Below are 23,544 nucleotides of genomic sequence, written 5' to 3'. Positions count from 1 at the left end.
CAGACTTTTTTAGTTTTAGGTGAACAGCTTCAGAGCTTCTTTACCAGATGCTTTGAAGCTTCAATATATTGTGACTGATTAGAGTAGTGATTTTAATTGTGGCTCGCTAACATAGATTTGATATTGGGAAAAGAGCAATGGTAAATTTTGGGCTGAACTCAGCCAGTGTTCTGGCTCAGGTCAATTTTGGGGCAAACTCAGCCAGTATTCTGGGAATTTTCCTGGCTGTGGCTGGGGCAGCACTGTATTTTCTTCGCACTGTACGTCCAGAGTTGTCACGAGATCAAGATATTTTTTTTGCAGCAGTTGGCTTACTCTGCGGCTTCATTCTTATTTTCCAAGGTTGGCGCTTAGATCCGATTTTGCAATTTGGTCAACTGCTTTTAGTTGGTACAACTGTGTTTTTTGCCGTTGAAAGTATTCGTCTACGAGGTATTGCTACGCAACAAGCTAAGCGTAACACGCCGATTGTGGACGAAGACCGACCTGTAAGCGATCGCTATAGCTACACAGATCGCAGAAAATATCAGGCGGAGATGGAAGCAGACTTAGAACCATTACCTTATGAAGAAGAAGAGCGCCCTGTGCGTCCCCGGATTCGAGGTACTAGGGATGAGCGTTCTTCTCGTGATGATTATTACGAAGATCAACCCCCCCGTCGTTCTGAACGCCGCAACAATCGGGAAAAACCAGAAGCAGCAGACAAAAAACGTCGCCCTAGTTCTGGACGTTCAATAAGTCGTACTCCTGAAAGGTATGAAGAAGAGGATTGGGGTTCTGCTTCTAAAGAAGTTGATGATTGGGAAAATTTAGGTGGAGAAGTGAGAAAACCTTCTCGCCGTACTAATAATAACCCTATGCGTCCAGAAAGTCGTGATCAGGATGTTCCTCCTAGACAAAAAAGGCGGCGACCTCCTGCTGACTCAGCTCCTCGAAGAGGACGCGAAGATGATGAGGCAATACCAACTGACTATGTACCATACAACCCAATTGAAAAGTCAGATGAGGAACCGGACAATTCTACAAATTTTGACGATGTTTAAACCACCTCGGATGGATGTAAGCTTAGAGGCGACAAAAAATAATCAATAGTTGAGGTGAAAAAATTTACGCCTAGATTTTGGCTCCAAAGACCTATTCATTGGAGCCTGGTTTTTAGTCTGACAAGTTTGCTGATATCTTGCGGTTCTAACGATATCCCTATTGGGCCTACTTCTCTCAACAGTCGCTACACTGAGGAGCAACCAGGATTGAGTGGAAACGGGCGCTTCTTAGCTTTTATTTCCAATCGCAATGGTAGTCACCAACTTTTAGTATATGACTTAAGCGAGCAACGCTTTGTTCGTACCCCAGGTTTAAATCGACCGGAGACAATTGCTGAAAGCCCTAGTTTGAGCTACACCGGGCGTTATATTGCTTATATTACTAGTGACCAAGGTAGACCTGTGGTGGCACTTTACGATCGCGCTACGCAACAGTCACAAATCCTCACCCCAACTTATCGTGGCTGGGTCAGAAATCCTGGTATTAGCCCAGATGGGCGTTATGTTGTATTTGAAACCGCCAGTCGGGGTCAATGGGATATTGAAGTATTAGATCGAGGCCCCAATCTTGAGTTAGATATTCCCAATGGTGCCACCGTAGATAGCCCCCCAACATCGCCATAGTGGAGAAGCAGGGGAAGCAGGGGGAGTAAACAGAGGAACAAAAAAGAGGGATAATTACCAATGCCCCCTATACCCAATGCCCAATACTTCGACTACGCTCAGTACAAGTGTCCAATGCTTAATCGCATTATTTTTATACCTATATTTGCTTGCTTAGGGTTATTAACTGGCTGTTTTGGCTATCCCCGCTTAGTAAGTTATCCCTTTGATCCAGGGGGACGCAGTATTAATAGTTTAGCGTCGGAATTAAACCCACAAATTTCTGGAAGATACATTGTTTTTACTAGCGACAGGCGGGGTAGTCAAGATGTTTATATGTTTGACACACTGACCCGTAGTTTGATTGAGCTACCGGGTTTAAATTCTTTAGATACGATCGCCTCTCATCCTAGCGTTTCAGAAAATGGCCGTTACACTGTGTTTGCAGCTAGTCGTCAGGGGCGATCGGCTATTTTTCTCTATGACCGCGAAACTCGCCAATCAAGAAGTTTAACGACTAATTTGCAAGCAGAAGTCCGCAACCCTACTATTAGCGCTGATGGTAGTAGGATTGCTTTTGAGTCTAGTAACAATGGACACTGGGATATTTTAGTTTATAACCGTTCTGGGCAGCCTTTGAATATACCTCAAGATCCACGTTAAAAGGGGCTAGGGGCTAAAATAAAATATTTCCTAGTCCCTAATCTCTAATCCCTAATCCCTAGTCCCTTTTCTTTTTCTACAGATTCAATGAGCGATCGCATTTGTGACGTTCCTTGAGAAGATTCAAAAGATAAGGGGAATTTGCCTCGACATAACATCCGTAAACCTAAAGGTGCAAGAGCGATCAATCCTTTGAGATCTTTAAAATAGTTTCCGACAACTTGCAACCCAAATTGTCGTTCGTCAATCCAACCACCTTCTTTTACCAAATCTATTAACACTTTCCGGTGACGAATTGAGCGACTGTCGTTGGCTTGTTTGTGTGCGAGAATTTCTTGCTTAATTTTAGTAATTTGCTCTAATGGTGCTACATCCATTGGACAAACTGAATCGCAATAAAGACAACGGGTACAACCCCAAACGCCTTTAGTGCCTTCGTTATAGCTTTCTAAACGATTTTCTGTATCACTATCGCGGGAATCTGCAACCATGCGGTAGGCTTTGGCTAAGGCATGGGGGCCAACAAAACTTGGATCAACTTCACGAGCATTGCACTCGGAGTAGCAAGCGCCGCACATAATACAGTTACCAGTTTGATCGAGACGCGATCGCTCTTGTGGTGTTTGCAAAAATTCTCGCTCTGGTATTTGTCGTGCGGCTGTACTTACATAAGGTGCGATCGCTTCTAAATTATTCCAGAAACTACTCATATCCACGACTAAATCTTTAATCACGGGCATATTACCTAAAGGAGCCACCGTGATTTCTGGAATCGTATTTACTTTACCTTCTGGGGAAGGAATATTTTGTAATCTAGCAAGTTCACTGCCAACATTTTCTTTGCAAGCTAGAGCAGAACGTCCATTAATTCGCATAGCGCAGCTACCACAAATGGTATTGCGACAGTTTTTGCGAAATGCTAATGTTCCATCTTGCTCCCATTTAATACGATTGAGACAGTCCAGGATTGTATTGCTAGATTCCGCCGCTACAACGTAAGTTTGTACAACAGGAGAGGAATTTTCTGGTTGTCGAATGATCTTAAAAATAACTTCCATTATCACCAACTAGAATCTTAAAATTGTTTCACCAGTCTCAGAAATCATGAATTTAGGCAGGTGGTTGCAAAAAGTGAGCTACACTTACACTCTTATTGCCCTTAATTCAAACCTAGGGGTTAATAGGCTGATAATTAAAGAGGGACTGATCCTAATTTAAGGATAACCATTAAAATTTTAGTTTTATTAGCATCACAAGCAAGATTTTTACCAAGTTCTCAGTCTGATCGCTAACAAGGTAATCGCAGCTTCATATTTAATTAACCTGTTGGTAAGTGCAAAAGCAGGTATTGCCTAGAAAGTAAATTATATTCATCCTCTATATAGGGAAAATATCCAAATTTAAGGAAGTTTAGCTTCTTAATATATCTTGATGCCAACAGTACTCATAGCTATTTCTCGGCAAAATTCCACCAATATTTACAAGAAAGAGAACTTTCGGGTTATATAACAGTGTTAAAACAGATCATAAGCATCTAGTAGTGGTAATAAAAGACTTGGCAGATTGCCTAAGATTTATTCTTACCACAGACAGACGTACAGAATAGCTGACTACTTTTTGTCTTGTCACAAGAAAAGGGTAGAGAAAATCGTCACTGCTTTTTGTCTAGTCTCAATCAAGTCAATCTTTAGATGTAACTCACTCATCAAAATTGAATCATCTAAATTTAGATTAATTTTTATAAAAGACGTATGATGGTACTCACTATGGTAATAAAGTGGGAGAAAAATCATCACTGCTTTTTGCTTCTCATAGCTCAAAAATTTAGATAAAACTTTACCAGCCATTTAAACTAAAAATTAAACAACTATTTTGCTATTATTAGTCCATGCTAGTATTTAATATAAAATTACGAAGTAAGAAAATCAGAATCAATAGCCGTATAAGCGCGGCTACTACTGGTTTGTTACTTTGTAATGTAGAGACATGAAATTTCTTGACTCTACAGGTAGGACAAAAGGGTGTATGTCCATAAGACCATATTCAAATATGATGCTGTCCTCAGCTTGAGAGAGTGGTTAAAACCCTATAACTCAAAGGCAATAAAGGTAAGCGTTGAACATGGCAAACCTGCAATTGATTGGGTCTGCAACTTATTTGTAGTAGAACTAAACGGCAATAAATCGGAAGGAGAATTCACCCCGTTGTCTGGGAAAATAGCTTAGGAGGAAACCGCATCAAAGGTGCCGCTTCGCTAATACAACGCTTTTTCCGCTTTTTGCCTCCCCAATTTGTAAAGGTGTCTTAAAGTTACACCGCTACAGTAGCGCCAAAAGAGAAAATAATTTTATTTCCGATGGCGAATACTGGGTAAAAGTGCCGTAAAATCACCGAAATTAATATCTGTGACACCACGACTTCTAATCTATTCTGGGCAACCATAATAGAGGCACTTGAATTTTCTAGAAGCAGGAATTCATTCCTCACCCTAGAGCCACCAGTAGCTCTATAGCAGATGCTAAAAAGTCAAATACTGGCATGAAATGACATTGTTTATCAATTTGGAGAGAGTAAGGAAAAATTGAGCGTAATGACTGAAACTGCAACCGCGCCATTAACTGGAAAAGCACTGCTGGCTAAAGTAAAAGAACTTTCCACTTTGCCACGCCGAGAAAGAGCCAAGCAATGTGGCTATTACACAGTTACTAAGAATAATCAAGTTCGTGTTAATCTCACCGATTTTTATGATGCCTTGCTATCGGCTAGAGGAATTCCTCTTAGTCCAGAAGCACCAAAAGATGGCCGTGGTCGTGAACCGACATATCGAGTAAGCGTTCATCAAAACGGTCAAATTGTGATTGGTGCTACTTACACTAAAGCAATGGGCTTAAAGTCGGGAGATGAGTTTGAAATTAGGCTTGGTTACAAGCATATTCATCTCATTCAACTTGGTGATACTGATAAAAAATCAACTCTGGAAGATATAGATCCCGATGAATCAGAGGAAGATTTAGAAGACGAGGAGTAAATTTGCTAGTGGTAGAGAGAAGTTGAAGATGAATACTTCATAACTTGTTTCTACCCCTACAGCAATTACAGCTCTATTGAAATAGCTTTTTAACACTACAAAATACGATTAGACACGTTGCAAAAGTCACAAACTTTAGTAGAGTCTTGATAAGTAAACAAGAAATCTATTGGGCAAGAAGTCTATCGTGTTTTTTTTGTTGGTTGAGAAAACCTTTTTTGGTACAGCCGTCTATACCCTTATGGAATTTATGAAAAATGCGCCAGTAATAGTTGTAGTGATGGCATTTTTCATGAGTTGGATAGGGTGTTGGTTGCCAGTAGCAGCAGTATGGGCGATCGCGCTCGATTGGCAACCTAATAAACCTTTGCAGCCAGAGCAGAAGTTGCCCTTATTAGTGTCACTCTACCTATTAGCTCCCCTGGTTCTTTGGGGAGTTATTTGGTTGAGTAATAGATCTTTTTTAGATTATGGCTTAGTAGTGAATATTTCTCTACTCAGTTCTTTAGTAGTAGGCTTTGGGCTGGGGGTGCTAAGTCTAGCTATAATGTTTACCTGTCAATTCTGGCTGGGCTGGTGCTATTTTGAAAAATCAAATATAAAGTTAATACCATCTATATTGCTGCCCATTTTATTGATAGGATTATTTGTGGGGGGCATAGAAGAGTTAGTTTTTCGTGGATTTCTGTTAACTGAATTAGAACAAAATTACCCAATTTGGTTAGCAGCCGCAACTTCCAGCTTAATTTTTGCCGTTCTGCATTTAGTTTGGGAGCAACATGAAACCTTACCTCAAGTCCCTGGATTGTGGTTGATGGGAATGATGTTGGTATTAGCAAGAGTAGCAGATGGTGATAGTTTGGGCATGGCTTGGGGGCTGCACGCCGCATTAGTATGGGCGATCGCTACCGTAGATACAGCACAGTTAATCACCTACACAGGTAACGCCTCTGAGTGGTTCACAGGTAAAAACAAAAAACCCCTAGCTGGGGTAGCAGGGATTACATGTGTATTAGGAACCAGCTTGATACTCTGGGTATTTTCTAGTTATTCTTAGGCAGATAAAGAATTTCACCCAAAAAACCAAATGCTCGGTTTTTGCAGGTGATTGCAAAGTATACCTAAAACAGAAGGACTCATTATCATCTGGATACTGTTAAGTTTTAGTAGCTACGAAGGAACAGAAATTGACAAGTATCAATCAGCACACCCTCTTCATCAACCCTTAGATAGCTTGAATGAATCAGAACTAAATCGAGTGCTGGTGGACATTTGTAAAAAAATTAAAGAAGCAGTAAATCCTCAACAGAATATGTAAAAGCGTTATTTTAGAAATCGTTTCTGGAGTAATTTACAGAAATGCGATCGCGCCTTATTCTCAAAGTGATCGCATTTTTATCCATGTCCTAAACATCTGATTTATATTGCTTCCCATTCATCTCTACTGATATTAGCTTGACGTAATATTCTATTTAGTAGGCTTGAACTGATGTCTCCCTGATGCGGATTGGGAATTGTCAGTTTTAATTCACCTTTTATCATATATTGATGTTTACCACCTGCATAAGGCCCATCAAAACCTACATCTTTTAGGTAACGAATCAGATCCCGCCGATTAATTGATCCAAAGGGTGGCATTAGGCAACCTCTTGGCTGAGATTCAAGTCAATGCCATCCAGTATCGGTAGAGTGTGATCCAAACGCAGTCCTAGTATAAGCCATCCTTCAAGAGTATCTTGCAAATCTTCTCGACAAGCTTCTAGCGTCATAGCATTTGCCCACACTCCTTGGCATTCTGGAATTTCACCATAGAAAGTTCCATCCTCAAGCAACTCGTAAGTTGCTTTATGCATAGCTGTATGGATGTAATTAGTTAACATTTCTATTTTCTTAGAAGTTCATTTAGCTTTTTGCTCGATTTCCCTATGAATGAAATTTTATTTTTAATTGCGAATCTACAAAACTGAATTTTGTTTAATAAATAATTTTTGATTTATGAAAACGCGATCGCGCCATCAAAGCCAACGCGATCGCATTTTGATCCAAACCCTAAGCAATTAGATTGATCGCTGCACTAATTAAATGATGGGTAATCGGCAGGCTATCCACAACCATGCCCAAGCACAACAGCATCATGTAGGAGATGGAATAGAGAAACAAATCTCTAGCTACAGTGCGATCCTCTGGATTTCGCAATAAGCGCCAAGATTTGTGGATAAATAATATTCCCAAACTCACAGCGACTGCTGCATAGACAACTCCACTGGCGTGCAAGGGATAAACCAACAACAGAGTTGCAGCTACCGTAATTAGTGTGTAGTACCAAATCTGCTTCACTGTCACCGTAGTACCTTCAATTACAGGTAACATTGGTATCCCAACTTTTGCGTAGTCATCTTTAATCATCAGCGCTAGCGCCCAGAAATGGGGCGGTGTCCACAAAAAGACGATCGCGAAAATCAACCATGCTGCCCAGCTTAAAGTCCCGGTAACAGCTGCCCAACCCACTAAAGCCGGAATTGCTCCAGCTGCACCGCCAATCACAATATTTTGGGTACTGTGGCGTTTTAACCAGTGGGTGTAAACCAAAATATAAAAAACGATGCCAGAAAATGCTAGCGAAGCAGCTAGTAAATTTGCGAATACTGCTAGTAGCGTGAAAGACATCACAGCTAAAGCGATCGCAAAAATTAGAGCATCACGGGGCTGCACCTTCCCAGAAGGCATGGGACGATGGCGCGTCCTATCCATGTCATAATCAATATCTCTGTCATAGATGCAGTTAATTGTCTGGGCGCTAGCAGCAGCCAAGGTGCCGCCAGTAAGAGTTACTAGCAACAGTAATGGGTCTACTTCTCCCTTAGCAGCAATCCACATACTGCCAGCAGTAGTAATTAAAAGCAACGGAATAATCCGAGGTTTTGTTAGCTGGTAGTAGCTTTGAATTACTTGTAGAAATGTTTGGTGGTGGCGGGAGACATTAGTCTCAATCATGTTGGCTCTAGTTCCTTATTTTTCTTCAACAACTTAATATGCAGCCCCTGCTCAATCTGGCTTTTAACGAGCAAAAACACAGACTTCTTACACCTGCTTGGGTCGCAATCTTCGCCGTTGGGGCTTCCATGAAAGAGTGCTACTCACAACTTGATTTGTAGAGTCAATGACTTGTAGTCTTTTAGAGTGCAGGTGAAGGTGAGGGTTTAGATGATTCCACCACTTCTAGTTGCTAGGGGTTCGTGCTAGATGTGATGTCAAGTTCGTTTCACTGCTAAACAACCAATGGCTAATAGCTAATAGCTATTAGTCATCAGTAACCGTAAGGGTAACAGCAATATTCCAACGAACTTGAGCTACGTTATGGATTCAAGCCATTTGCTTTTGTACTTGTAGCAGGTGATGTTAGACCAACAGAGTAAGCGTTGATCTCACGGCTACCAATCCAGTCACGCATTGCCAGAACTGTGAAAGCAGCTAAAGTACCCAATAAAGTAGCTCCCACAGCTTGGTGAGAAACGGTAAGAGGCTCGACTTGCAGGTGTAATCGGTAAGTAGCAACTCCCAAAAGGATTTGTAGAACCAACAATCCACCAGCCATGTTTGCCAGTCGCCGTAAAGCTGGATGCAGTGCAGGTGTTCGCCAGGAAATTAATACCACTCCTAAGGTGGCAACAGTTGGCGGCACTAAGCCTAAAATATGGCTGTACATCACGCCGCAAAGCTGAGAACCACCAAAGCACTGGTGTAGTGCCCAGCGTGACCCGACCAAAGCACCTAATAGACTTTGCAGGTAAACCAAAATAGTGGCAGTTAAACCTACCCAAGGCAACTTACCAACGTTTCCAGTTCCCTGATAGGGGGTGAGTGCCGTGCCGATAATTAATAGGGTACTGAAGAACAACAGTGCCGTTCCCAAGTGGGCGGTCACGATATCAAAGCGCAACAGTTCAGTGACAGTCAGTCCTCCCAAAACGCCTTGAAAGACAATTAAAAACAAGGAGAATGTCGATGCCCAAGGCAGCCAGGTGGGTAAGAAACGACGATGCCACCAAGATAAACCAAAAAGGGCGATCGCGCTGACACCAATCAAACTCGCATCTAACCTGTGAAACCACTCCAAAAATACTTGGAAATTCATTTGCTTGGCTGGCACCAGTTCCCCGTAGCATAATGGCCAGTCTGGGCAAGCGAGTCCAGCATTCATGACGCGGGTGGCACTGCCTATTGCCATCAAAATTAATGTGGCTATGCACATCCTCCAAACCAAGCGACGAATCACTTCTTTTGGCTTTTGCTGCTCTGCTGCCGCTTGATTTTGTTGTTCTAGGACAAATTCGTTCATGAACAATACCTTGTTGCCCGCTTTTGGTAGTAGCTATCTAAATTAGTACTGACCCATCTTTACCCTAGCGTATAGCCTAGGATTTTATAGATTGGCTTTCACTTATACATTGAATCACTCCAGCCAGTTTTAGCCAGAAGCTTTAGGTATTTTTCAAGTTGTTAGCATTTGAGAAATGACAATCAATTTGACTATTCTGAATTTTTTCATTGATTTACATCTATTTTTGGCAGTATTTGATAAATCTCTTTTACTCAAGATTAGTAATGTAGCCAAAAAAATTAATAAAAATTTCAGACCATTAGTCTCTATGTCTTGCAGCCTAGACTACCTTAGTAAGTGAGCCGCTTTAAAATAACGTAGTAATTTCAATTAAGTAAGCCGTGAAGATTCCAAGTTCAATCTGGACATTACTCATTGGCATCGTGCTAACACTAGTCAGCTTTTGGTACGGTCAAAATCACGGTCTGTTGCCAACAGCAGCCTCGGATGAAGCCGTCTTAGTTGATGGTCTTTTTAACACGATGATGATCGTTTCTACAGGTATATTCCTGTTAGTCGAAGGTGTTTTAATTTACTCTGCATTTAAATATCGTCGACGTGCAGGTGACAATGAAGACGGCCCACCAGTTGAAGGCAATGTGCCTTTAGAAATCCTTTGGACGGCGATCCCAGCAATTATAGTTCTCGGTATTTCTGTTTACAGCTTTGATGTATACAATGAAATCGGTGGTTTCGATCCCCATGCCGTCCATGAAGCCCCAATTACTCAGCAATCGATGACCATGCCTGGGGCAGCGATTGCAGCAACTTTAAACGATAGCCCTTTCAGCACAGAACCAAACCTCAATCAAGAAAAATCTGATGAGGCAATGCAAGATCCTGCTACAGCGGCAGTCCGCAATGCTGATCAAATTCCCCAAAAACGGAATGCTCCTGGTGTAGGTAGTGTTGCTCCTACTATTGGGGGCAGTCGTGATAAAGCAGGACAACCACCAGAATTACTGGTCAATATTACAGGTCTCCAGTACGCCTGGATTTTCACCTATCCAGAAACTGGGATCACCACGGGCGAGTTGCACGTTCCCGTTGGGCGTGAGGTGAAAGTTAACATGACAGCCAACGATGTCATCCACGCCTTTTGGGTTCCAGAATTTCGCCTGAAACAGGATGTCATTCCTGGTAGACAGAGCGAAATTCGCTTCACGCCCAAAATAGCAGGTACTTATGATCTCATTTGCGCTGAACTTTGTGGCCCCTACCACGGGGCAATGAGATCACAAATAGTGGTCGAAACCCAACAGGCTTTTGATCAATGGATGCAAGAGCAGCAAGTTGCCAGCAAAGAAACGCTAAACCAAGCTGTTGCTCTCAACCCTGCTGATCAATCCCCGGATGAATTTCTTGCTCCTTACACTAAGGACATGGGAATTAAATCAGAAATGCTTACTCAAGTTCACCCTGCTCATCACCATTAGTCTTTTGTCAGTGGTCAGTAGTCAGTAGTCAGTGGCAAATAAAAATTAACAACTGACAACTAACAACTAACAACTGACAACTAACAACTAACTCTTATGACACAAGCTCAGTTACAAGAAACCGCCAACATCCCTGCCCGTATTGAGGAGCCAGGGATCAGAAAATGGCAAGACTACTTTGGTTTTAATACCGACCATAAGGTGATTGGGATTCAATACCTAGTCACTACGTTCATTTTCTACTGTATTGGTGGCGTATTAGCTGACTTAGTTCGCACGGAACTACGAACACCAGAAGTAGATTTTGTTACGCCTGAAGTTTACAACAGCTTATTTACGCTGCACGCCACAATCATGATTTTCTTGTGGATTGTGCCAGCTGGTGCGGGTTTTGCTAACTATCTGATCCCTTTGATGATTGGGGCAAAGGATATGGCATTCCCACGCTTGAACGCTGTTGCCTTTTGGATGATTCCCCCTGCTGGGTTGTTGTTGATTGCTAGTTTATTAGTAGGCGATGCACCGGATGCAGGTTGGACTTCCTACCCTCCTTTGAGCTTGGTAACAGGCCAAGTGGGTGAGGGAATTTGGATTATGAGCGTCCTCTTGCTAGGGACATCATCTATTTTGGGATCAATCAATTTCCTGGTGACACTGCTGAAAATGCGTACCCCAGGACTAGGTTTCTTTCAGTTGCCCTTATTTTGTTGGGCAATGTTTGCTACCTCAGCTTTGAGTCTGGTATCAACACCAGTTTTGGCAGCAGGTTTAATTCTGCTAGCTTTTGATTTGATTGCCGGCACAACATTTTTTAACCCAACCGGTGGTGGAGATCCGGTAGTTTACCAGCACATGTTCTGGTTCTACTCCCACCCAGCCGTTTACATTATGATTTTGCCTTTCTTTGGGGCAATTTCGGAAGTGATCCCTGTGCATTCTCGCAAGCCGATTTTTGGCTATAAAGCGATCGCTTATTCATCTCTAGCAATTAGTTTTTTGGGGCTCATTGTTTGGGCACACCACATGTTTACCAGCGGTATTCCTGGTTGGTTGCGGATGTTTTTTATGATCACCACCATGATTATTGCCGTACCTACAGGAATTAAGATTTTCAGCTGGTTGGCAACTATGTGGGGTGGAAAAATCCAACTCAACAGTGCCATGCTTTTTGCTATGGGCTTTGTGGGTACCTTTGTGATTGGCGGGATCAGTGGCGTGATGTTGGCAGCAGTGCCTTTTGATATTCACGTTCATGACACTTATTTTGTGGTAGCACACTTGCACTACGTCCTATTTGGTGGTAGTGTCCTCGGCATTTATGCAGCGATTTACCATTGGTTCCCCAAAATGACGGGACGGATGATCAACGAATTTTGGGGTAAGGTTCACTTTACCTTGACAATTGTTGGTCTAAATATGGCCTTCTTACCTATGCACAAGCTAGGAATGATGGGTATGAATCGCCGTGTTGCCCAGTATGACCCCAAATTTACGTTTCTCAACGAAATCTGCACTATAGGTGCTTATATACTGGCAGTTTCGACATTTCCCTTTATTATCAATGCCATTTGGAGTTGGTTATACGGTGAAAAAGCTGGTAATAATCCCTGGAGGGCACTTACCTTAGAGTGGATGACTACCTCACCACCAGCGATCGAAAATTTTGACAAACCCCCAGTACTAGCTACAGGCCCTTATGACTACGGCTTGGAAAAGGCTAATGAAGGTGTACCTTTATCTGATCCCAATCCAGTCTTGTCCGGCGGCCCCAACTCAGTGTTAAGAGCAGAACCCGATCCAGCGGTTGCTGCCAATCCCGAAGACCGTAAATAGATAGGGACTAGAGGCTAGGTGTTAGGGATTAGGGACTAGGGGATAGGGCATGGGGCATCGATAACAAGGGCAAAGGAGAATGGGTTTATTTCTTCATCCTTTACCCTTTACCCTTTAACCTTTTCCCAAGATTGTTGCTCCCCTGCTCCCCTGCTCCCTGCCTCCTCCTGCCCCCTGCTCCCCACTTGTCCTCTAGGCATTAAAGATTCATGCAAAGTCAAACAATTGATCCAGCTCAAACTGAACTGAATCATCACCACGCAGCGGAAGCAGCGGCTGGTCATCACGAAGAACATCCAGACCATCGTTTGTTTGGGTTAGTTGTCTTCTTGATTGCTGAAGGGATGATTTTTCTGGGGTTGTTCGGAGCCTATCTGGCTTTCCGTGCTACCTTGCCTGCATGGCCCCCAGCAGGTACACCAGAGTTAGAACTTTTGCTACCTGGAGTTAACACTATCAATCTAATTTCCAGTAGTTTTGTCATGCACAATGCCGATACTGCTATTAAAAAGAACGATGCGCGGGGTGCGCGAATCTGGTTAGCAATTACTGCGGCGATGGGTGCTATTTTCTTGGTAGGTCAGGTGTATGAATATACCCACTTAGAATTTGGTCTGACTACCAATTTGTTTGCTAGTGCATTTTATGTGTTGACTGGATTCCACGGACTGCACGTTACCATCGGCGTTTTCGCAATTCTTGCTGTGTTGTGGCGATCGCGCGTGCAAGATCATTACAGTAGCGAAAAGCACTTTGGCATCGAAGCTGCTGAAATCTACTGGCACTTTGTGGACGTGATTTGGATTATTCTGTTCGGATTGTTATATCTACTTTGAGTATTAATTGATAGTTATTCACTCCACGCGAATAACTAAAACAAGCCCCCTTATGGGGGTTTTTTTGATCAATACCGTTACGTTAAGCCAAAAAGCCTCATGTAGAGACGCGATAAATCGCGTCTGATCAGATTACACCAATAACCCTTAATTAATCTTTTTGATCCCAAGCATCATTATTTAATTGCTCTTGATTATTCCCCGTAGTTTCTGCTTTCCAATCCTCATCTAATGGTGGAGATTCAGGCACTATAACCAACTCAGTCTCGTTTGCATGATGATTTACCCACTGATCTAAAACATCGTGAATCAGCACTTCTTGTAACCAAATCTTGGCGACAACGGTTAAAGGTAGGGCGAGAAATAATCCTAGAAAGCCAAAGAAAGTAACGAAAAATAGTTGGGAAATTAACGTTACTGCTGGCAGTAATGAAACCTGATGCGCCATGACAACTGGCGTGATGAAATTGCTCTCAGCTTGCTGAATAATAAAGTATAAAATCAAAACAGCAAGACATTTCCAGGGAGCATCCAACAGAGCGATCGCCATTGCTGGAACTACACTGAGTGTTGGCCCTAAATTGGGAATTAAGTTCAAAAATCCCGCCAAAACCCCTAAAGCTAGTGCCGCCTTAACACCCAAAATGGATAAGCCAGTAACACTCATTAGCCCCACTACACACATGGCAATGAAAGCCCCTGTTATCCATCCCCCCAAAGAAACTTCACATTTATCCAAAATCCCATCTACCCGCCGCCGATAAAATGAGGGAAACAACCGTACAAATACTTTGCGGTAAGCTAACGGGTTAACTAACAACATTCCCGTCAAAACTAATACCAGTAAAAGTTTTAGTACAACTTCTAGGGAGCCGGATACAAAGGCGAAAGAACTTCCCAGTACCCGATTGACTAAGGGCTGTGCTTGTTGAATGAGGCTGTTGAGATCAGGTACATAGGGAACCAACTGAGTAGGAACTAGAGTTTTTAGTTGATCTAGCCAACTATTGAAGCGTTCTATCCCTTGGGGAACTCGATAGGTTAATTCATGAAACTGCTGCACAAAAGACGGCACAATCAGCCAGAAAAAACCTACAACGCCTGCAAAAAAAATTGCCACTGATAATAGAACGCCCAATCCACGCTTCATTCCTGAACGTTGAAATCGTTGGGCAAGACGATTTAAGGTAGTAGCTAGAACAACTGCGGCAAACATCAATAAAAGTACTTCTTTGATTTGCCACAAAATGTATAAAGACAGAACTAAGGCGATTAAGCCGATCCATTGACCGAGGTTCACAGGCTGGCTCCGAGTAGTTGGCGAGATGCAATTTCTGTTCAATGCAGCTAGGTTAGCTGATTTTAGTAACTTCCGCCTAGTAGTTACAGTGAGATATTCTTACACTGACTGTAACCAGCGAATTAGCTCAAAAGATTACTGATATTGGCAAAATTAAAGTAGTGCTGATTTGTGTATAAAACGTGAGTGCAGAAAGTTTAGAAAAAGCCACAGCTAGATACCAAACTGGAAGACTTGCCTTTGAAAGTGGGCAATACAGAGAAGCTGTGGAAAATTTAGAAAAAGCAAGCGCCCTGTTGGCTCGTAATTCTCGCCTTGGGGGTGAAGTAGAAATTTGGCTGGTAACAGCTTATGAAGCAGCTGGGCGCACAGAAGAGGCGATCGCCCTTTGCCAACAACTTAAACACCATCCCTTTGCAGAAACTAGTAAACAGGCAAAGCGGTTGCTTTACATTTTACAAGCACCAAAGCTTCAAAGACCGAGCGAATGGATGACCGAAATTCCGGATTTGGGTACGCTGCCTGACAATGAATCCAAAATTCGCGTAACTGTCAATCCCCGGAAATCTTCTGGTCAAAAGACGGCTGAACCAGAATTTGTTGACCTAAGTCAGGTCAATACCAGAGATAATCGCTTTATCTGGGTAGCGCTAGTTGCTATGGGTTTAACCATTTCATACTTGGTTTGGTCAAGTTTTTGAAATACATCTAGTTACAGGAGACAGGAGTTAGGAAATATGCTTATTCTGGCTTCTGCCTCCCTAACCACGAATGTCTTAGAGATCATCAAAATCTCTATATTTGACTTTTTGGGAGATATATAGTAATGAATTCTTTTACTTTCGGAAAGATTTTAATGTGGCTCATCAGACCATTGAGTTTGATGGGGACAAAAATTGCATTGATCATGCCACAGACTAGTCGAAATTCGCTCTCCCAGATGCAACTAAAAAAAAGGAAAGCCAAAATCCCAAAATCTATTTTGTGGCTGGTGCTGTTAACATCGCTGTTTCTGTCTGGTTGTGTTCAATACGATGTGGGAGTGAATTTTGACAACTCAAATAGCGGTGAAATGGTACAGCATATTAAATTGGGAGAACGGCTTACCAGTTTTAGTGGCGACTATGTATATGCTTGGTTAAACAGCATAGAAAGCCGTGCCCGCAGCCTAGAAGGTAAAGTGCGGCGGATTTCTAAAGAAGAACTGATTGTGACAATTCCCTTTACTAATGGTCAGGAGTTACAAACAAAGTTCAATAAATTTTTTAACTCCCATGCCAATCAAAAGGCTGAGCCTGTGCAAAGTGAATCTGATTCTGAACTGCCAAAAATAGAATCTAACTTACTTTTGGAGCAGAAAAACTTTTTGCTTTTAGTGAAGAATCGATTGATTTATGATTTAGACTTGCGATCGCTCTCAATAATCGCCAGCAAAGGTAATGTTCTATCTGATACTGGTTCCATTCTCGATTTAGACTTTAGCTTAAAGACCCCTTGGGGAGCTAAGAACATTCCCATAGCTGAAAATGCGATTGAGCCAGAAAAGAAAGGCAAGGGGTTGGTGTGGCAGTTAAAAACTGGTGAACTCAACCATATAGAAGTAGTTTTCTGGCTTCCTAGCCCTCTTGGTATTGGTAGTCTGTTAATTCTTCTGTTTGTTTGGGGAGGATTTTATCTCAGATATACTTTCATGCCAGATCCCAGGATTCAGTTTGCTCCCAAAGCAGCAGTTACAGAGTAGGAAAAGCAGGGGGGCAGGGGAGTAGGGGAGAATAACCAATAAATCTCCCATGCTTTACTCATTCATTTTTAATTTTTAATGTTTAATTTTGAATCCCCAAAGGGATGCCCTCAAGGTACGGAACCCACCACCATCTCGAATGTATATCAGGCACGTGTCCAGTTCCATGCACCCAGCGACATCTCATGGATAGTACTTTCAGACTTCCCCGGATTCGGTGGCTTCAGATGGGAAGTCGATACGGACAAGATCCCTTTCCAATCGTGGAGACCTACTTCACCAGATGCAGGTGATGATTTGGTTGTCGACTGTGCTATGAATGCCGGAGCAACAGTCATTACGTCCAATCTTCGTGACTTTCAAAGTGCTGAAACATCTTTAGGCTTACAAGTAATGAACCCAGTTGAGTTAGTCATCAAACTGGCAAAAAATGGAGGTCAAGCATGAGTAGATTAACTGTTCGATTATCGGAAACATTACACCAGCAACTAGCTAATTTGGCAGAAATTGAAGGCGTTTCCCTAAATCAATACATTGTCTATGCTCTGACGCGGCAGGTAACACTTGCTTATTCTGTTGGTTCAGTTTCTGAAGAAGAAGTTCAGCAACAAAAACTGTCATTCAATTCGTTGTTGCAAGCACTAGGACAAGCCTCTTCAACTGAAGTAGCAGAAGCATTAGCTGAACGCGAGCTAGTTCCACCTGAGCAAGAGTTAGACGCTAACACCATCACCCTTTTTCAACAACAGATACAAGATGCTTCCAGAGCATAGTCAACACCCTACCCTTATGGCGACAATCGCTCAATTTTCCAACTACCTTCTTCTAAGTGAGTATAGAGCAGGCGATCGTGTAGTCGGCTAGAGCGTCCTTGCCAAAACTCGATTTCTGAAGGAATTACTCGCAAGCCTCCCCAGTTAGGTGGTCGGGGAATTTCTTGATTTTCATACTTGCGCTGAAATTCTTGCATTCTTTGCTCTAGGAATTCTCGGTTAGCAATTACCTCGCTTTGATTAGATACCCACGCACCCAAGCGGCTTTTGGCAGGACGAGTCTCAAAATACTTATCTGATTCAGTTTCGGAAATTTTCTCCACATGTCCAGAAATTCGGACTTGACGTTCTAGTTCTGCCCACCAAAAAACCAGAGAAGCTTGGGGATTTTCTGCCAGTTCTTGCCCTTTGCGACTATTGTAGTTGGAGAAAAACACAAAACCCCGTTCATCAAAATCTTTAAGCAACACCATTCTTGCCGAGGGTTTACCATCTGGTGTAGCAGTGGCAAGAGTCATAGCATTGGGTTCAATAAGTTGGGCAGATAGTGCCTGAGAAAACCATTTTTGAAATTGAATAAATGGATTAGGGTCAATTTCAGTTTCGCTCAAACCTTCTAAAGTGTAATCTTTTCGGAGGTCAGCTATAGTTTTTTCCATCGTGATTTTCTTCCTTTTGATCAGATACGCTTATACACGTTTTTGATAAAAATATCTATGATGATGAGCAACACTAACACCAGTTGTAAAAATTTTATCTAGAAGGCTTGAAAATCGATTGCCTCAGATGCGCCGTTCGGCCTCCCTTCAAAGTCTATTAATTTATGGTCTGAGCGGCCCGATTATTGCTCTCAACGTCTGGCTGCGGTCGGTGCTTTTTCGATATTTCCAGCATCCTATTACTATTTTGAGTGTTGCAGCGATTCTCGCTTTTTTACTAATCTCGGAGTTCCTTTGACTGTATCCTTGCAGCTAAATTTCCAGAACTTTTTTCTTAGTCAGCTGCTGTTGCGATTGTTCATGATTGTAACCCTCACCCCAATTTTTTTATTGGAGCAGGGAGTAAGGATAAGAATATTATCCTAATAACTCTTGTTGAAATCTCATTTCTATGATTTTCTATAGAGGTTCAGTCATAGCAAAAGCATTTTGATTAAGAATTTATACTTAACATGTCGTATAAAAATATGATGTTATATTAACGTTTTGGATTCACAACTGATATAGGATGTGTAATTTTTCCAATACCTCCAACTCAAACTTGCAAAACCGCAAATCAGGATGGATGCTTCCGAGCTATTAAAAACAATAACACTCCTCATTGACCAAGCAGAACGGGGAGAAATAGATCCTTGGGATGTCCAAGTAATTGAAGTAATTGACCGTTATTTAGAACTAATGGCACCAGAGGCAACAATTAGAGGCTATGAAGCTGATTTGTCTCAATCTGGACAGGCTTTTTTATCCGCATCCATGCTAGTGTTATTCAAAGCTAACACCTTGATGCAATTATCAACAGTAGAAAGTTTAGAAAGTGTAGCAGATGATGCACTGCTAGAAAGTGAAGACGGAGCATTACATCAAGCCCAGCGTTTACAATTAGAGCGACACTTGCGTCGCCGTCCAGCAGCAATGCCACCGTCCAAGCGCCGCGTTACCCTGCAAGAGTTGGTCAAACAATTGCAAATTATGGCGAACCAGCTGAAACTTGTACAAAAAGTCAGCAAACCTGTTCGCTCCAAACGTCAGCCTAGTGCCCAAAGTATGCGGGAGGCACTAGAGTTAGCTCACCAGGAAAATCTAACGGAAGTAGCTAAAGAGCTAGAGCAAGTACTGCATATTTCGGCAAGAGAACTACTTCTAGAACAAAATTGTTTAAATTTAGAACAACTTGTACAATTGTGGACTCAGACAAAGCAACCACAGCTTAATGGTTCTGCCCACGCCTCAGAACACAGCCACCTAATTAGTGTTTTTTGGGCACTATTACTACTTTCGGCTCAATCTAAAGTAGAGCTATTTCAAGAAGAATTTTACCAGGAGATTAAAATTCGTTTACTCACAGATTCAGCTAGTACCCATAAACCTCTAGAGCAGCCCCAGAACTAGAGCAGTCTAAATCATCACTATGGATAGTTTACAAGCGATCGCTTTAGCAAAATCCCGAATCCGAGTAAATTGAAAATATGACTACTCGCTTATCATCTGGCAATACTGTTGGTTGCAATAAATAGCAAATTCCTGTTATCCCTGTTGTTAAGGGTTACTTAGAGCATAAATAGAAACTGATGGTTAAGTATCACTCAATGAAAGTAAACTGGCTTGTGGTTGAGGAATAAAATTTTATGAAAGCGATGATTCTCGCAGCTGGTAAGGGTACTCGCGTTCGTCCGATTACCTATACAATTCCCAAACCAATGATTCCCATCCTGCAAAAGCCAGTGATGGAATTTCTCCTAGAACTTTTACGCCAACATGGATTTGACCAAATTATGGTCAACGTTAGTCATTTGGCTGAGGAAATAGAAAACTATTTCCGTGATGGTCAGCGGTTTGGTGTACAGATTGCCTATTCTTTTGAAGGAAAAATTGATGACGACGGTAAATTAGTAGGGGAAGCAATTGGCTCTGCTGGAGGTATGCGCCGTATCCAAGACTTCTCGCCATTTTTTGACGATACCTTTGTGGTATTGTGTGGTGATGCTTTAATTGACCTGGATTTATCCGCCGCAGTTAAATGGCACAAATCTAAAGGTTCAATTGCTACCATCATTACAAAATCTGTTCCACGGGAAGAAGTTTCTAGTTACGGTGTAGTTGTCACCGACGAAGATGGCCGCATCAAAGCTTTTCAAGAAAAACCCTCAACAGAAGAAGCACTAAGTACCAACATCAACACAGGTATTTACATTTTTGAACCAGAGGTATTTGAATACATACCTTCTGGAGTTGAATATGACATTGGTAGTCAGCTATTTCCCAAACTTGTAGAAATTGGTGCCCCCTTCCACGCTATTGCGATGGATTTTGAATGGGTGGATATCGGTAAAGTACCAGACTACTGGCGGGCAATTCATGGTGTGCTAGAAGGCGAAATCAAAAACGTGCAAATTCCAGGTTATGAAGTCGCCCCTGGTATCTACACTGGCTTAAATGTGGCGGTGAATTGGGACAAAGTAGATATTACAGGCCCAGTTTACATTGGTGGCATGACCAGAATAGAAGATGGAGCCAAAATCGTCGGCCCGGCAATGATTGGCCCCAATTGCTGGATATGTAGTGGAGCCACAGTCGAGAAAAGCGTCATTTTTGAATGGTCGCGATTGGGGCCGGGAATACGGTTGGTTGATAAGTTGGTATTTGGACGTTACTGCGTAGATAAAACAGGTGCAGCTATAGATGTCCAAGCTGCTGCTTTAGACTGGCTGATTACTGATGCTCGTCAGACACCACCAGAACATACGCCTCTTGAGCGACAAGCGATTGAGGAATTATTAGGGACAAACGCAATTTAATCAGTTGTCAGTTGTCGGTGGTCAGTGGTCAGTTGTTAGTTGCTACTAACCACTGACCACTAACTTCTAACTATTTAAGTACGTGTATCTTCTTAGACTCTGCTCAAAAGTTTGCAGCAGTCGTTGAGACTCTGCTAGGGTGATATGCTTTTCTTCCAAAGCTTTCTCACAACGCTGGCGGATGTTTTCCACCATGTCTTCAGAGTCATACTGTACGTAACTCACTACTTCGCTCATAGTGTCGCCTTTGACGACATGTTGAATTTGGTAGCCTTTAGGGGTCAACTGGATGTGAACTGCATTGGTATCACCAAATAAGTTATGCAAGTTGCCCATGATTTCCTGGTAAGCTCCATTGAGGAACATGCCCAGATAGTAAGGTTCCCCAGGCTTGAAGGGATGCATCTCTAAAACTGACTTGACATCTCTTAAATCAATAAAGCGATCAATTTTACCATCACTATCGCAGGTAAGATCCGCCAAGATGCCTCGCTGCGTTGGTTCTTCATCCAAGCGGTGTATGGGCATAATGGGGAATAGCTGATCGATCGCCCAACAATCTGGTGCTGATTGAAACACTGAAAGATTGATGTAGTAAATGGAAGCCATAATTTTTTCTAGGTCTTCCAATTCGTCGGGTACGTATTCTTGTTGTCTAGTAATGTTAAGAATTTTTTGACAACAAGCCCAGTAGAGCCGTTCTGCCTTAGCTCGCTCTCTGAGGCGTAAAATTCCCAAGTTGAAGCGGCTAATAGCTTCTTCTTTAAATTGAGCAGCGTCGTGGTAGAACTCTTGGTAATTCTCTTGGTTGATTGATTGGTATGTTTCCCAAAGATAATTAATAATTGGGGATTCTCCCTCTTGAGGAGGTTCTGGTGGATCAAGAGGGACATCACTAGTGCTGAGAACATCAAAAATTAGCACCGATTGATGGGAGGCGATCGCTCTTCCACTTTCACTAATTAGCGTTGGTACAGGCATTTGCCTCTCTGTACAAGTATCTTTTAACTCTGCCACGATATCGTTGGCATAATTCTGCATGTTGTAGTTTTTCGAGGCGTAGAAGTTGGTTTGGGAGCCGTCATAATCTACACCTAAGCCGCCGCCAACATCAAGATATTTCATATCTGCTCCCAGCATGGCTAATTCTACATAGATGCGGCTAGCTTCTTGAATGGCATCTTTAATGATGTTAATTGCGGAGATTTGGGAACCAATATGAAAGTGCAATAATTGTAACGAATCTAGCAAGTCAGCTTCTCGCAACTTGTCAACGGCCTGAATAATTTCTGGCATTGTCAGACCAAATTTAGCGCGATCGCCGCTAGAAGTTCCCCAACGTCCCATCCCTTGGGTGCTTAATTTAGCCCGGACTCCCAAAATTGGTTTAATCCCCAACTGGCGATTAGCATCAATTACCAGATCTACCTCTTCAATCTGTTCTAGGACAATAATTGGCGTTTGCCCTAGCCGTTGGGCTAGCATCGCCGTTTCAATGTATTCTCGGTCTTTGTAGCCATTGCAAGTTAGTAAAGCTCCTGGTGTATCTAGGATAGCCAGAGCAATCATTAATTCTGGCTTAGAACCGGCTTCTAGACCAAATTGATGCGGTTTACCAAAACGTACCAAATCTTCAATTAAATGCCGTTGCTGGTTGCACTTGACAGGAAACACTCCCCGATAAACGCCAGGGTAGTTGTAACGGGCGATCGCTTTCGCGAAACAAGAGTTCAATCGCTCAATCCGGTCTTCCAAAATATCGGAAAAGCGAATCAAGATGGGAAGCCCCAAATTACGCTGCTTCAAAGAGTTGACCAGTTCAAACAAGTCTAGAGAACCCCCGCGATCGCCTTTGGGAGAAACAGTCACATGACCCGCAGCATTAATCGAAAAATAGGGTTGTCCCCATCCTTCAATGCGGTACAAAGCTTCGCTGTCCTCAATTTTCCAGGAGCGAGGTAAATCTCCTTTGGTAGTGCTAGGTGGTAACAGCTTTTTGTGCTTATGATTTTTCACTTCAGATTTATGTCCATTGGACGGTACTTTTACCACCTCTTCAGATGTAGCAGTTAACTCAACATCCATTGATTCCTGACCTCTGTGTTTCACCCACGAAAAACAATTTAACTCATTAATCTGGTAATCGATATGCACCTAGAGATAATTTCTGAGATAAACTCTGATTGGTCAGTGGTCAGTGGTCAGTGGTCAGTGGTCAGTGATGCACTGAGTGTGGTCAGTAGCAAAGCGAAAAGTGAATTGGTAATATCTACCAGTTACAATAGGCGGTGGTCAGTAATCAGTGTTCAGTAGCAAAGCGAAAAGTGCGGTCTTGGGTTCTACCCAAGAGGAGCAACTTTTTAAGACAGCGAAAAGTAGAGCCAGTCTCGTAG

23 protein-coding genes and 1 pseudogene are annotated in these 23,544 nt (G+C 42.4%); 16 read left to right on the top strand and 8 right to left on the bottom strand.

The window, feature by feature from the left end; translation table 11 throughout:
- Nucleotides 1–137: 137 nt before the first annotated feature.
- The 3 genes from I8751_RS00965 to I8751_RS00955 all read left to right on the top strand — a co-directional run bounded on the left by I8751_RS00965 (nucleotide 138) and on the right by I8751_RS00955 (nucleotide 2,309).
- Nucleotides 138–1,043: a Ycf66 family protein gene (locus I8751_RS00965; RefSeq protein WP_214437293.1), complete on the top strand. Its 906-nt coding sequence runs from the start codon at nucleotides 138–140 to the stop codon at nucleotides 1,041–1,043.
- 54 nt (nucleotides 1,044–1,097) lie between these two features.
- Nucleotides 1,098–1,667 carry a PD40 domain-containing protein gene (locus I8751_RS00960; RefSeq protein ID WP_214437292.1) on the top strand — a complete coding sequence of 190 codons (570 nt, stop codon included), beginning with the start codon at nucleotides 1,098–1,100 and terminating at the stop codon, nucleotides 1,665–1,667.
- Between the two features lie 114 nt (nucleotides 1,668–1,781).
- Nucleotides 1,782–2,309 carry a TolB family protein gene (locus I8751_RS00955; RefSeq protein ID WP_214437358.1) on the top strand — a complete coding sequence of 176 codons (528 nt, stop codon included), beginning with the start codon at nucleotides 1,782–1,784 and terminating at the stop codon, nucleotides 2,307–2,309.
- A 44-nt stretch (nucleotides 2,310–2,353) separates the two neighbouring features.
- On the opposite strand, the gene I8751_RS00950 is transcribed toward I8751_RS00955, so the two are convergent.
- The gene (locus tag I8751_RS00950; RefSeq protein WP_214437291.1) at nucleotides 2,354–3,367 is read right to left on the bottom strand and encodes a succinate dehydrogenase/fumarate reductase iron-sulfur subunit; all 1,014 of its coding nucleotides are present in this window, start codon (nucleotides 3,365–3,367) and stop codon (nucleotides 2,354–2,356) included.
- 1,532 nt (nucleotides 3,368–4,899) lie between these two features.
- Here I8751_RS00950 and I8751_RS00945 point away from each other — a divergent pair.
- The 3 genes from I8751_RS00945 to I8751_RS00935 all read left to right on the top strand — a co-directional run bounded on the left by I8751_RS00945 (nucleotide 4,900) and on the right by I8751_RS00935 (nucleotide 6,655).
- Nucleotides 4,900–5,337: an AbrB family transcriptional regulator gene (locus I8751_RS00945; protein ID WP_214437290.1), complete on the top strand. Its 438-nt coding sequence runs from the start codon at nucleotides 4,900–4,902 to the stop codon at nucleotides 5,335–5,337.
- Nucleotides 5,338–5,524: 187 nt separating this feature from the next.
- Entirely contained in the window at nucleotides 5,525–6,394 is an 870-nt protein-coding gene (locus I8751_RS00940) for a CPBP family intramembrane glutamic endopeptidase (protein WP_404800411.1), read from the top strand.
- Between the two features lie 51 nt (nucleotides 6,395–6,445).
- Complete coding sequence (locus tag I8751_RS00935; RefSeq protein ID WP_214437289.1) at nucleotides 6,446–6,655, top strand: hypothetical protein; 210 nt, start codon at nucleotides 6,446–6,448, stop codon at nucleotides 6,653–6,655.
- A 101-nt stretch (nucleotides 6,656–6,756) separates the two neighbouring features.
- On the opposite strand, the gene I8751_RS00930 is transcribed toward I8751_RS00935, so the two are convergent.
- The 4 genes from I8751_RS00930 to I8751_RS00915 form a co-directional block, all read right to left on the bottom strand.
- Nucleotides 6,757–6,975, bottom strand: a complete 219-nt coding sequence (locus I8751_RS00930) for a type II toxin-antitoxin system HicA family toxin (RefSeq protein ID WP_214437288.1) — start codon at nucleotides 6,973–6,975, stop codon at nucleotides 6,757–6,759.
- Nucleotides 6,975–7,217: a type II toxin-antitoxin system HicB family antitoxin gene (locus I8751_RS00925; RefSeq protein ID WP_214437287.1), complete on the bottom strand. Its 243-nt coding sequence runs from the start codon at nucleotides 7,215–7,217 to the stop codon at nucleotides 6,975–6,977. The genes I8751_RS00930 and I8751_RS00925 overlap by 1 nt, the downstream gene beginning before the upstream one ends.
- Before the next feature lie 169 nt (nucleotides 7,218–7,386).
- Nucleotides 7,387–8,331 carry a heme o synthase gene (locus I8751_RS00920; RefSeq protein WP_214437286.1) on the bottom strand — a complete coding sequence of 315 codons (945 nt, stop codon included), beginning with the start codon at nucleotides 8,329–8,331 and terminating at the stop codon, nucleotides 7,387–7,389.
- Between the two features lie 361 nt (nucleotides 8,332–8,692).
- A complete protein-coding gene (locus tag I8751_RS00915) occupies nucleotides 8,693–9,676 on the bottom strand; it encodes a COX15/CtaA family protein (protein WP_214437285.1) in 984 nt (327 codons plus the stop codon).
- A gap of 383 nt (nucleotides 9,677–10,059) precedes the next feature.
- Here I8751_RS00915 and I8751_RS00910 point away from each other — a divergent pair, with 383 nt between their 5' ends.
- The 3 genes from I8751_RS00910 (at nucleotide 10,060) to I8751_RS00900 (ending at nucleotide 13,823) form a co-directional block, all read left to right on the top strand.
- Nucleotides 10,060–11,154, top strand: coding sequence for a cytochrome c oxidase subunit II (locus I8751_RS00910; protein WP_214437284.1), 1,095 nt, complete (start codon nucleotides 10,060–10,062; stop codon nucleotides 11,152–11,154).
- Nucleotides 11,155–11,250: 96 nt separating this feature from the next.
- On the top strand, nucleotides 11,251–12,987 hold the full coding sequence (gene ctaD, locus I8751_RS00905) for a cytochrome c oxidase subunit I (protein WP_214437283.1): 1,737 nt from the start codon (nucleotides 11,251–11,253) through the stop codon (nucleotides 12,985–12,987).
- Nucleotides 12,988–13,196: 209 nt separating this feature from the next.
- Nucleotides 13,197–13,823 (top strand): cytochrome c oxidase subunit 3, encoded by a 627-nt coding sequence (locus tag I8751_RS00900; protein ID WP_214437282.1) that lies wholly within the window; start codon nucleotides 13,197–13,199, stop codon nucleotides 13,821–13,823.
- 151 nt (nucleotides 13,824–13,974) lie between these two features.
- Here I8751_RS00900 and I8751_RS00895 read toward each other — a convergent pair whose 3' ends face one another.
- Nucleotides 13,975–15,123: an AI-2E family transporter gene (locus I8751_RS00895; RefSeq protein ID WP_214437281.1), complete on the bottom strand. Its 1,149-nt coding sequence runs from the start codon at nucleotides 15,121–15,123 to the stop codon at nucleotides 13,975–13,977.
- Nucleotides 15,124–15,305: 182 nt separating this feature from the next.
- Here I8751_RS00895 and I8751_RS00890 point away from each other — a divergent pair, with 182 nt between their 5' ends.
- From I8751_RS00890 to I8751_RS00875, 4 genes are all read left to right on the top strand, one after another.
- Nucleotides 15,306–15,824, top strand: coding sequence for a tetratricopeptide repeat protein (locus I8751_RS00890; RefSeq protein ID WP_214437280.1), 519 nt, complete (start codon nucleotides 15,306–15,308; stop codon nucleotides 15,822–15,824).
- Between the two features lie 125 nt (nucleotides 15,825–15,949).
- Complete coding sequence (locus I8751_RS00885; protein WP_214437279.1) at nucleotides 15,950–16,864, top strand: DUF3153 domain-containing protein; 915 nt, start codon at nucleotides 15,950–15,952, stop codon at nucleotides 16,862–16,864.
- A 297-nt stretch (nucleotides 16,865–17,161) separates the two neighbouring features.
- Nucleotides 17,162–17,311 carry a hypothetical protein gene (locus I8751_RS00880; RefSeq protein ID WP_225893878.1) on the top strand — a complete coding sequence of 50 codons (150 nt, stop codon included), beginning with the start codon at nucleotides 17,162–17,164 and terminating at the stop codon, nucleotides 17,309–17,311.
- A complete protein-coding gene (locus I8751_RS00875; RefSeq protein WP_214437278.1) occupies nucleotides 17,308–17,637 on the top strand; it encodes a toxin-antitoxin system HicB family antitoxin in 330 nt (109 codons plus the stop codon). The genes I8751_RS00880 and I8751_RS00875 overlap by 4 nt, the downstream gene beginning before the upstream one ends.
- Before the next feature lie 14 nt (nucleotides 17,638–17,651).
- On the opposite strand, the gene pdxH is transcribed toward I8751_RS00875, so the two are convergent.
- Nucleotides 17,652–18,296 carry a pyridoxamine 5'-phosphate oxidase gene (gene pdxH, locus I8751_RS00870; RefSeq protein WP_214437277.1) on the bottom strand — a complete coding sequence of 215 codons (645 nt, stop codon included), beginning with the start codon at nucleotides 18,294–18,296 and terminating at the stop codon, nucleotides 17,652–17,654.
- 127 nt (nucleotides 18,297–18,423) lie between these two features.
- On the opposite strand from pdxH, the pseudogene I8751_RS30315 reads away from it, so the two are divergent.
- The 3 genes and pseudogenes from I8751_RS30315 to I8751_RS00860 all read left to right on the top strand — a co-directional run.
- A pseudogene (locus I8751_RS30315) lies at nucleotides 18,424–18,576 on the top strand (AI-2E family transporter); the annotation flags it as partial.
- 341 nt (nucleotides 18,577–18,917) lie between these two features.
- Nucleotides 18,918–19,745, top strand: a complete 828-nt coding sequence (locus I8751_RS00865) for a segregation/condensation protein A (RefSeq protein ID WP_214437276.1) — start codon at nucleotides 18,918–18,920, stop codon at nucleotides 19,743–19,745.
- A 236-nt stretch (nucleotides 19,746–19,981) separates the two neighbouring features.
- Entirely contained in the window at nucleotides 19,982–21,151 is a 1,170-nt protein-coding gene (locus I8751_RS00860) for a sugar phosphate nucleotidyltransferase (RefSeq protein WP_214437275.1), read from the top strand.
- A 66-nt stretch (nucleotides 21,152–21,217) separates the two neighbouring features.
- Here I8751_RS00860 and speA read toward each other — a convergent pair whose 3' ends face one another.
- Nucleotides 21,218–23,236, bottom strand: a complete 2,019-nt coding sequence (gene speA, locus I8751_RS00855; RefSeq protein ID WP_214437274.1) for a biosynthetic arginine decarboxylase — start codon at nucleotides 23,234–23,236, stop codon at nucleotides 21,218–21,220.
- Between the last annotated feature and the right edge of the window lie 308 nt (nucleotides 23,237–23,544).

The organism is Atlanticothrix silvestris CENA357, from assembly GCF_016056295.1.
GTDB lineage: Bacteria > Cyanobacteriota > Cyanobacteriia > Cyanobacteriales > Nostocaceae > Atlanticothrix > Atlanticothrix silvestris.
The sequence above is the reverse complement of the archived record's forward strand: the minus strand, read 5'-3'. Positions and strand labels throughout refer to the sequence as shown.

Bases quoted from the DNA above. Each gene is read 5' to 3' on its own strand.
- I8751_RS00965 (WP_214437293.1), top strand. From the start codon at position 138: ATGGTAAATTTTGGGCTGAACTCAGCCAGTGTTCTGGCTCAGGTCAAT.
- I8751_RS00955 (WP_214437358.1), top strand. From the start codon at position 1,782: ATGCTTAATCGCATTATTTTTATACCTATATTTGCTTGCTTAGGGTTA.
- I8751_RS00950 (WP_214437291.1), bottom strand. From the start codon at position 3,367: ATGGAAGTTATTTTTAAGATCATTCGACAACCAGAAAATTCCTCTCCT.
- I8751_RS00945 (WP_214437290.1), top strand. From the start codon at position 4,900: ATGACTGAAACTGCAACCGCGCCATTAACTGGAAAAGCACTGCTGGCT.
- I8751_RS00930 (WP_214437288.1), bottom strand. From the start codon at position 6,975: ATGCCACCCTTTGGATCAATTAATCGGCGGGATCTGATTCGTTACCTA.
- I8751_RS00925 (WP_214437287.1), bottom strand. From the start codon at position 7,217: ATGTTAACTAATTACATCCATACAGCTATGCATAAAGCAACTTACGAG.
- I8751_RS00920 (WP_214437286.1), bottom strand. From the start codon at position 8,331: ATGATTGAGACTAATGTCTCCCGCCACCACCAAACATTTCTACAAGTA.
- I8751_RS00915 (WP_214437285.1), bottom strand. From the start codon at position 9,676: ATGAACGAATTTGTCCTAGAACAACAAAATCAAGCGGCAGCAGAGCAG.
- ctaD (WP_214437283.1), top strand. From the start codon at position 11,251: ATGACACAAGCTCAGTTACAAGAAACCGCCAACATCCCTGCCCGTATT.
- I8751_RS00900 (WP_214437282.1), top strand. From the start codon at position 13,197: ATGCAAAGTCAAACAATTGATCCAGCTCAAACTGAACTGAATCATCAC.
- I8751_RS00885 (WP_214437279.1), top strand. From the start codon at position 15,950: ATGAATTCTTTTACTTTCGGAAAGATTTTAATGTGGCTCATCAGACCA.
- I8751_RS00875 (WP_214437278.1), top strand. From the start codon at position 17,308: ATGAGTAGATTAACTGTTCGATTATCGGAAACATTACACCAGCAACTA.
- pdxH (WP_214437277.1), bottom strand. From the start codon at position 18,296: ATGGAAAAAACTATAGCTGACCTCCGAAAAGATTACACTTTAGAAGGT.
- I8751_RS00865 (WP_214437276.1), top strand. From the start codon at position 18,918: ATGGATGCTTCCGAGCTATTAAAAACAATAACACTCCTCATTGACCAA.
- I8751_RS00860 (WP_214437275.1), top strand. From the start codon at position 19,982: ATGAAAGCGATGATTCTCGCAGCTGGTAAGGGTACTCGCGTTCGTCCG.
- speA (WP_214437274.1), bottom strand. From the start codon at position 23,236: ATGGATGTTGAGTTAACTGCTACATCTGAAGAGGTGGTAAAAGTACCG.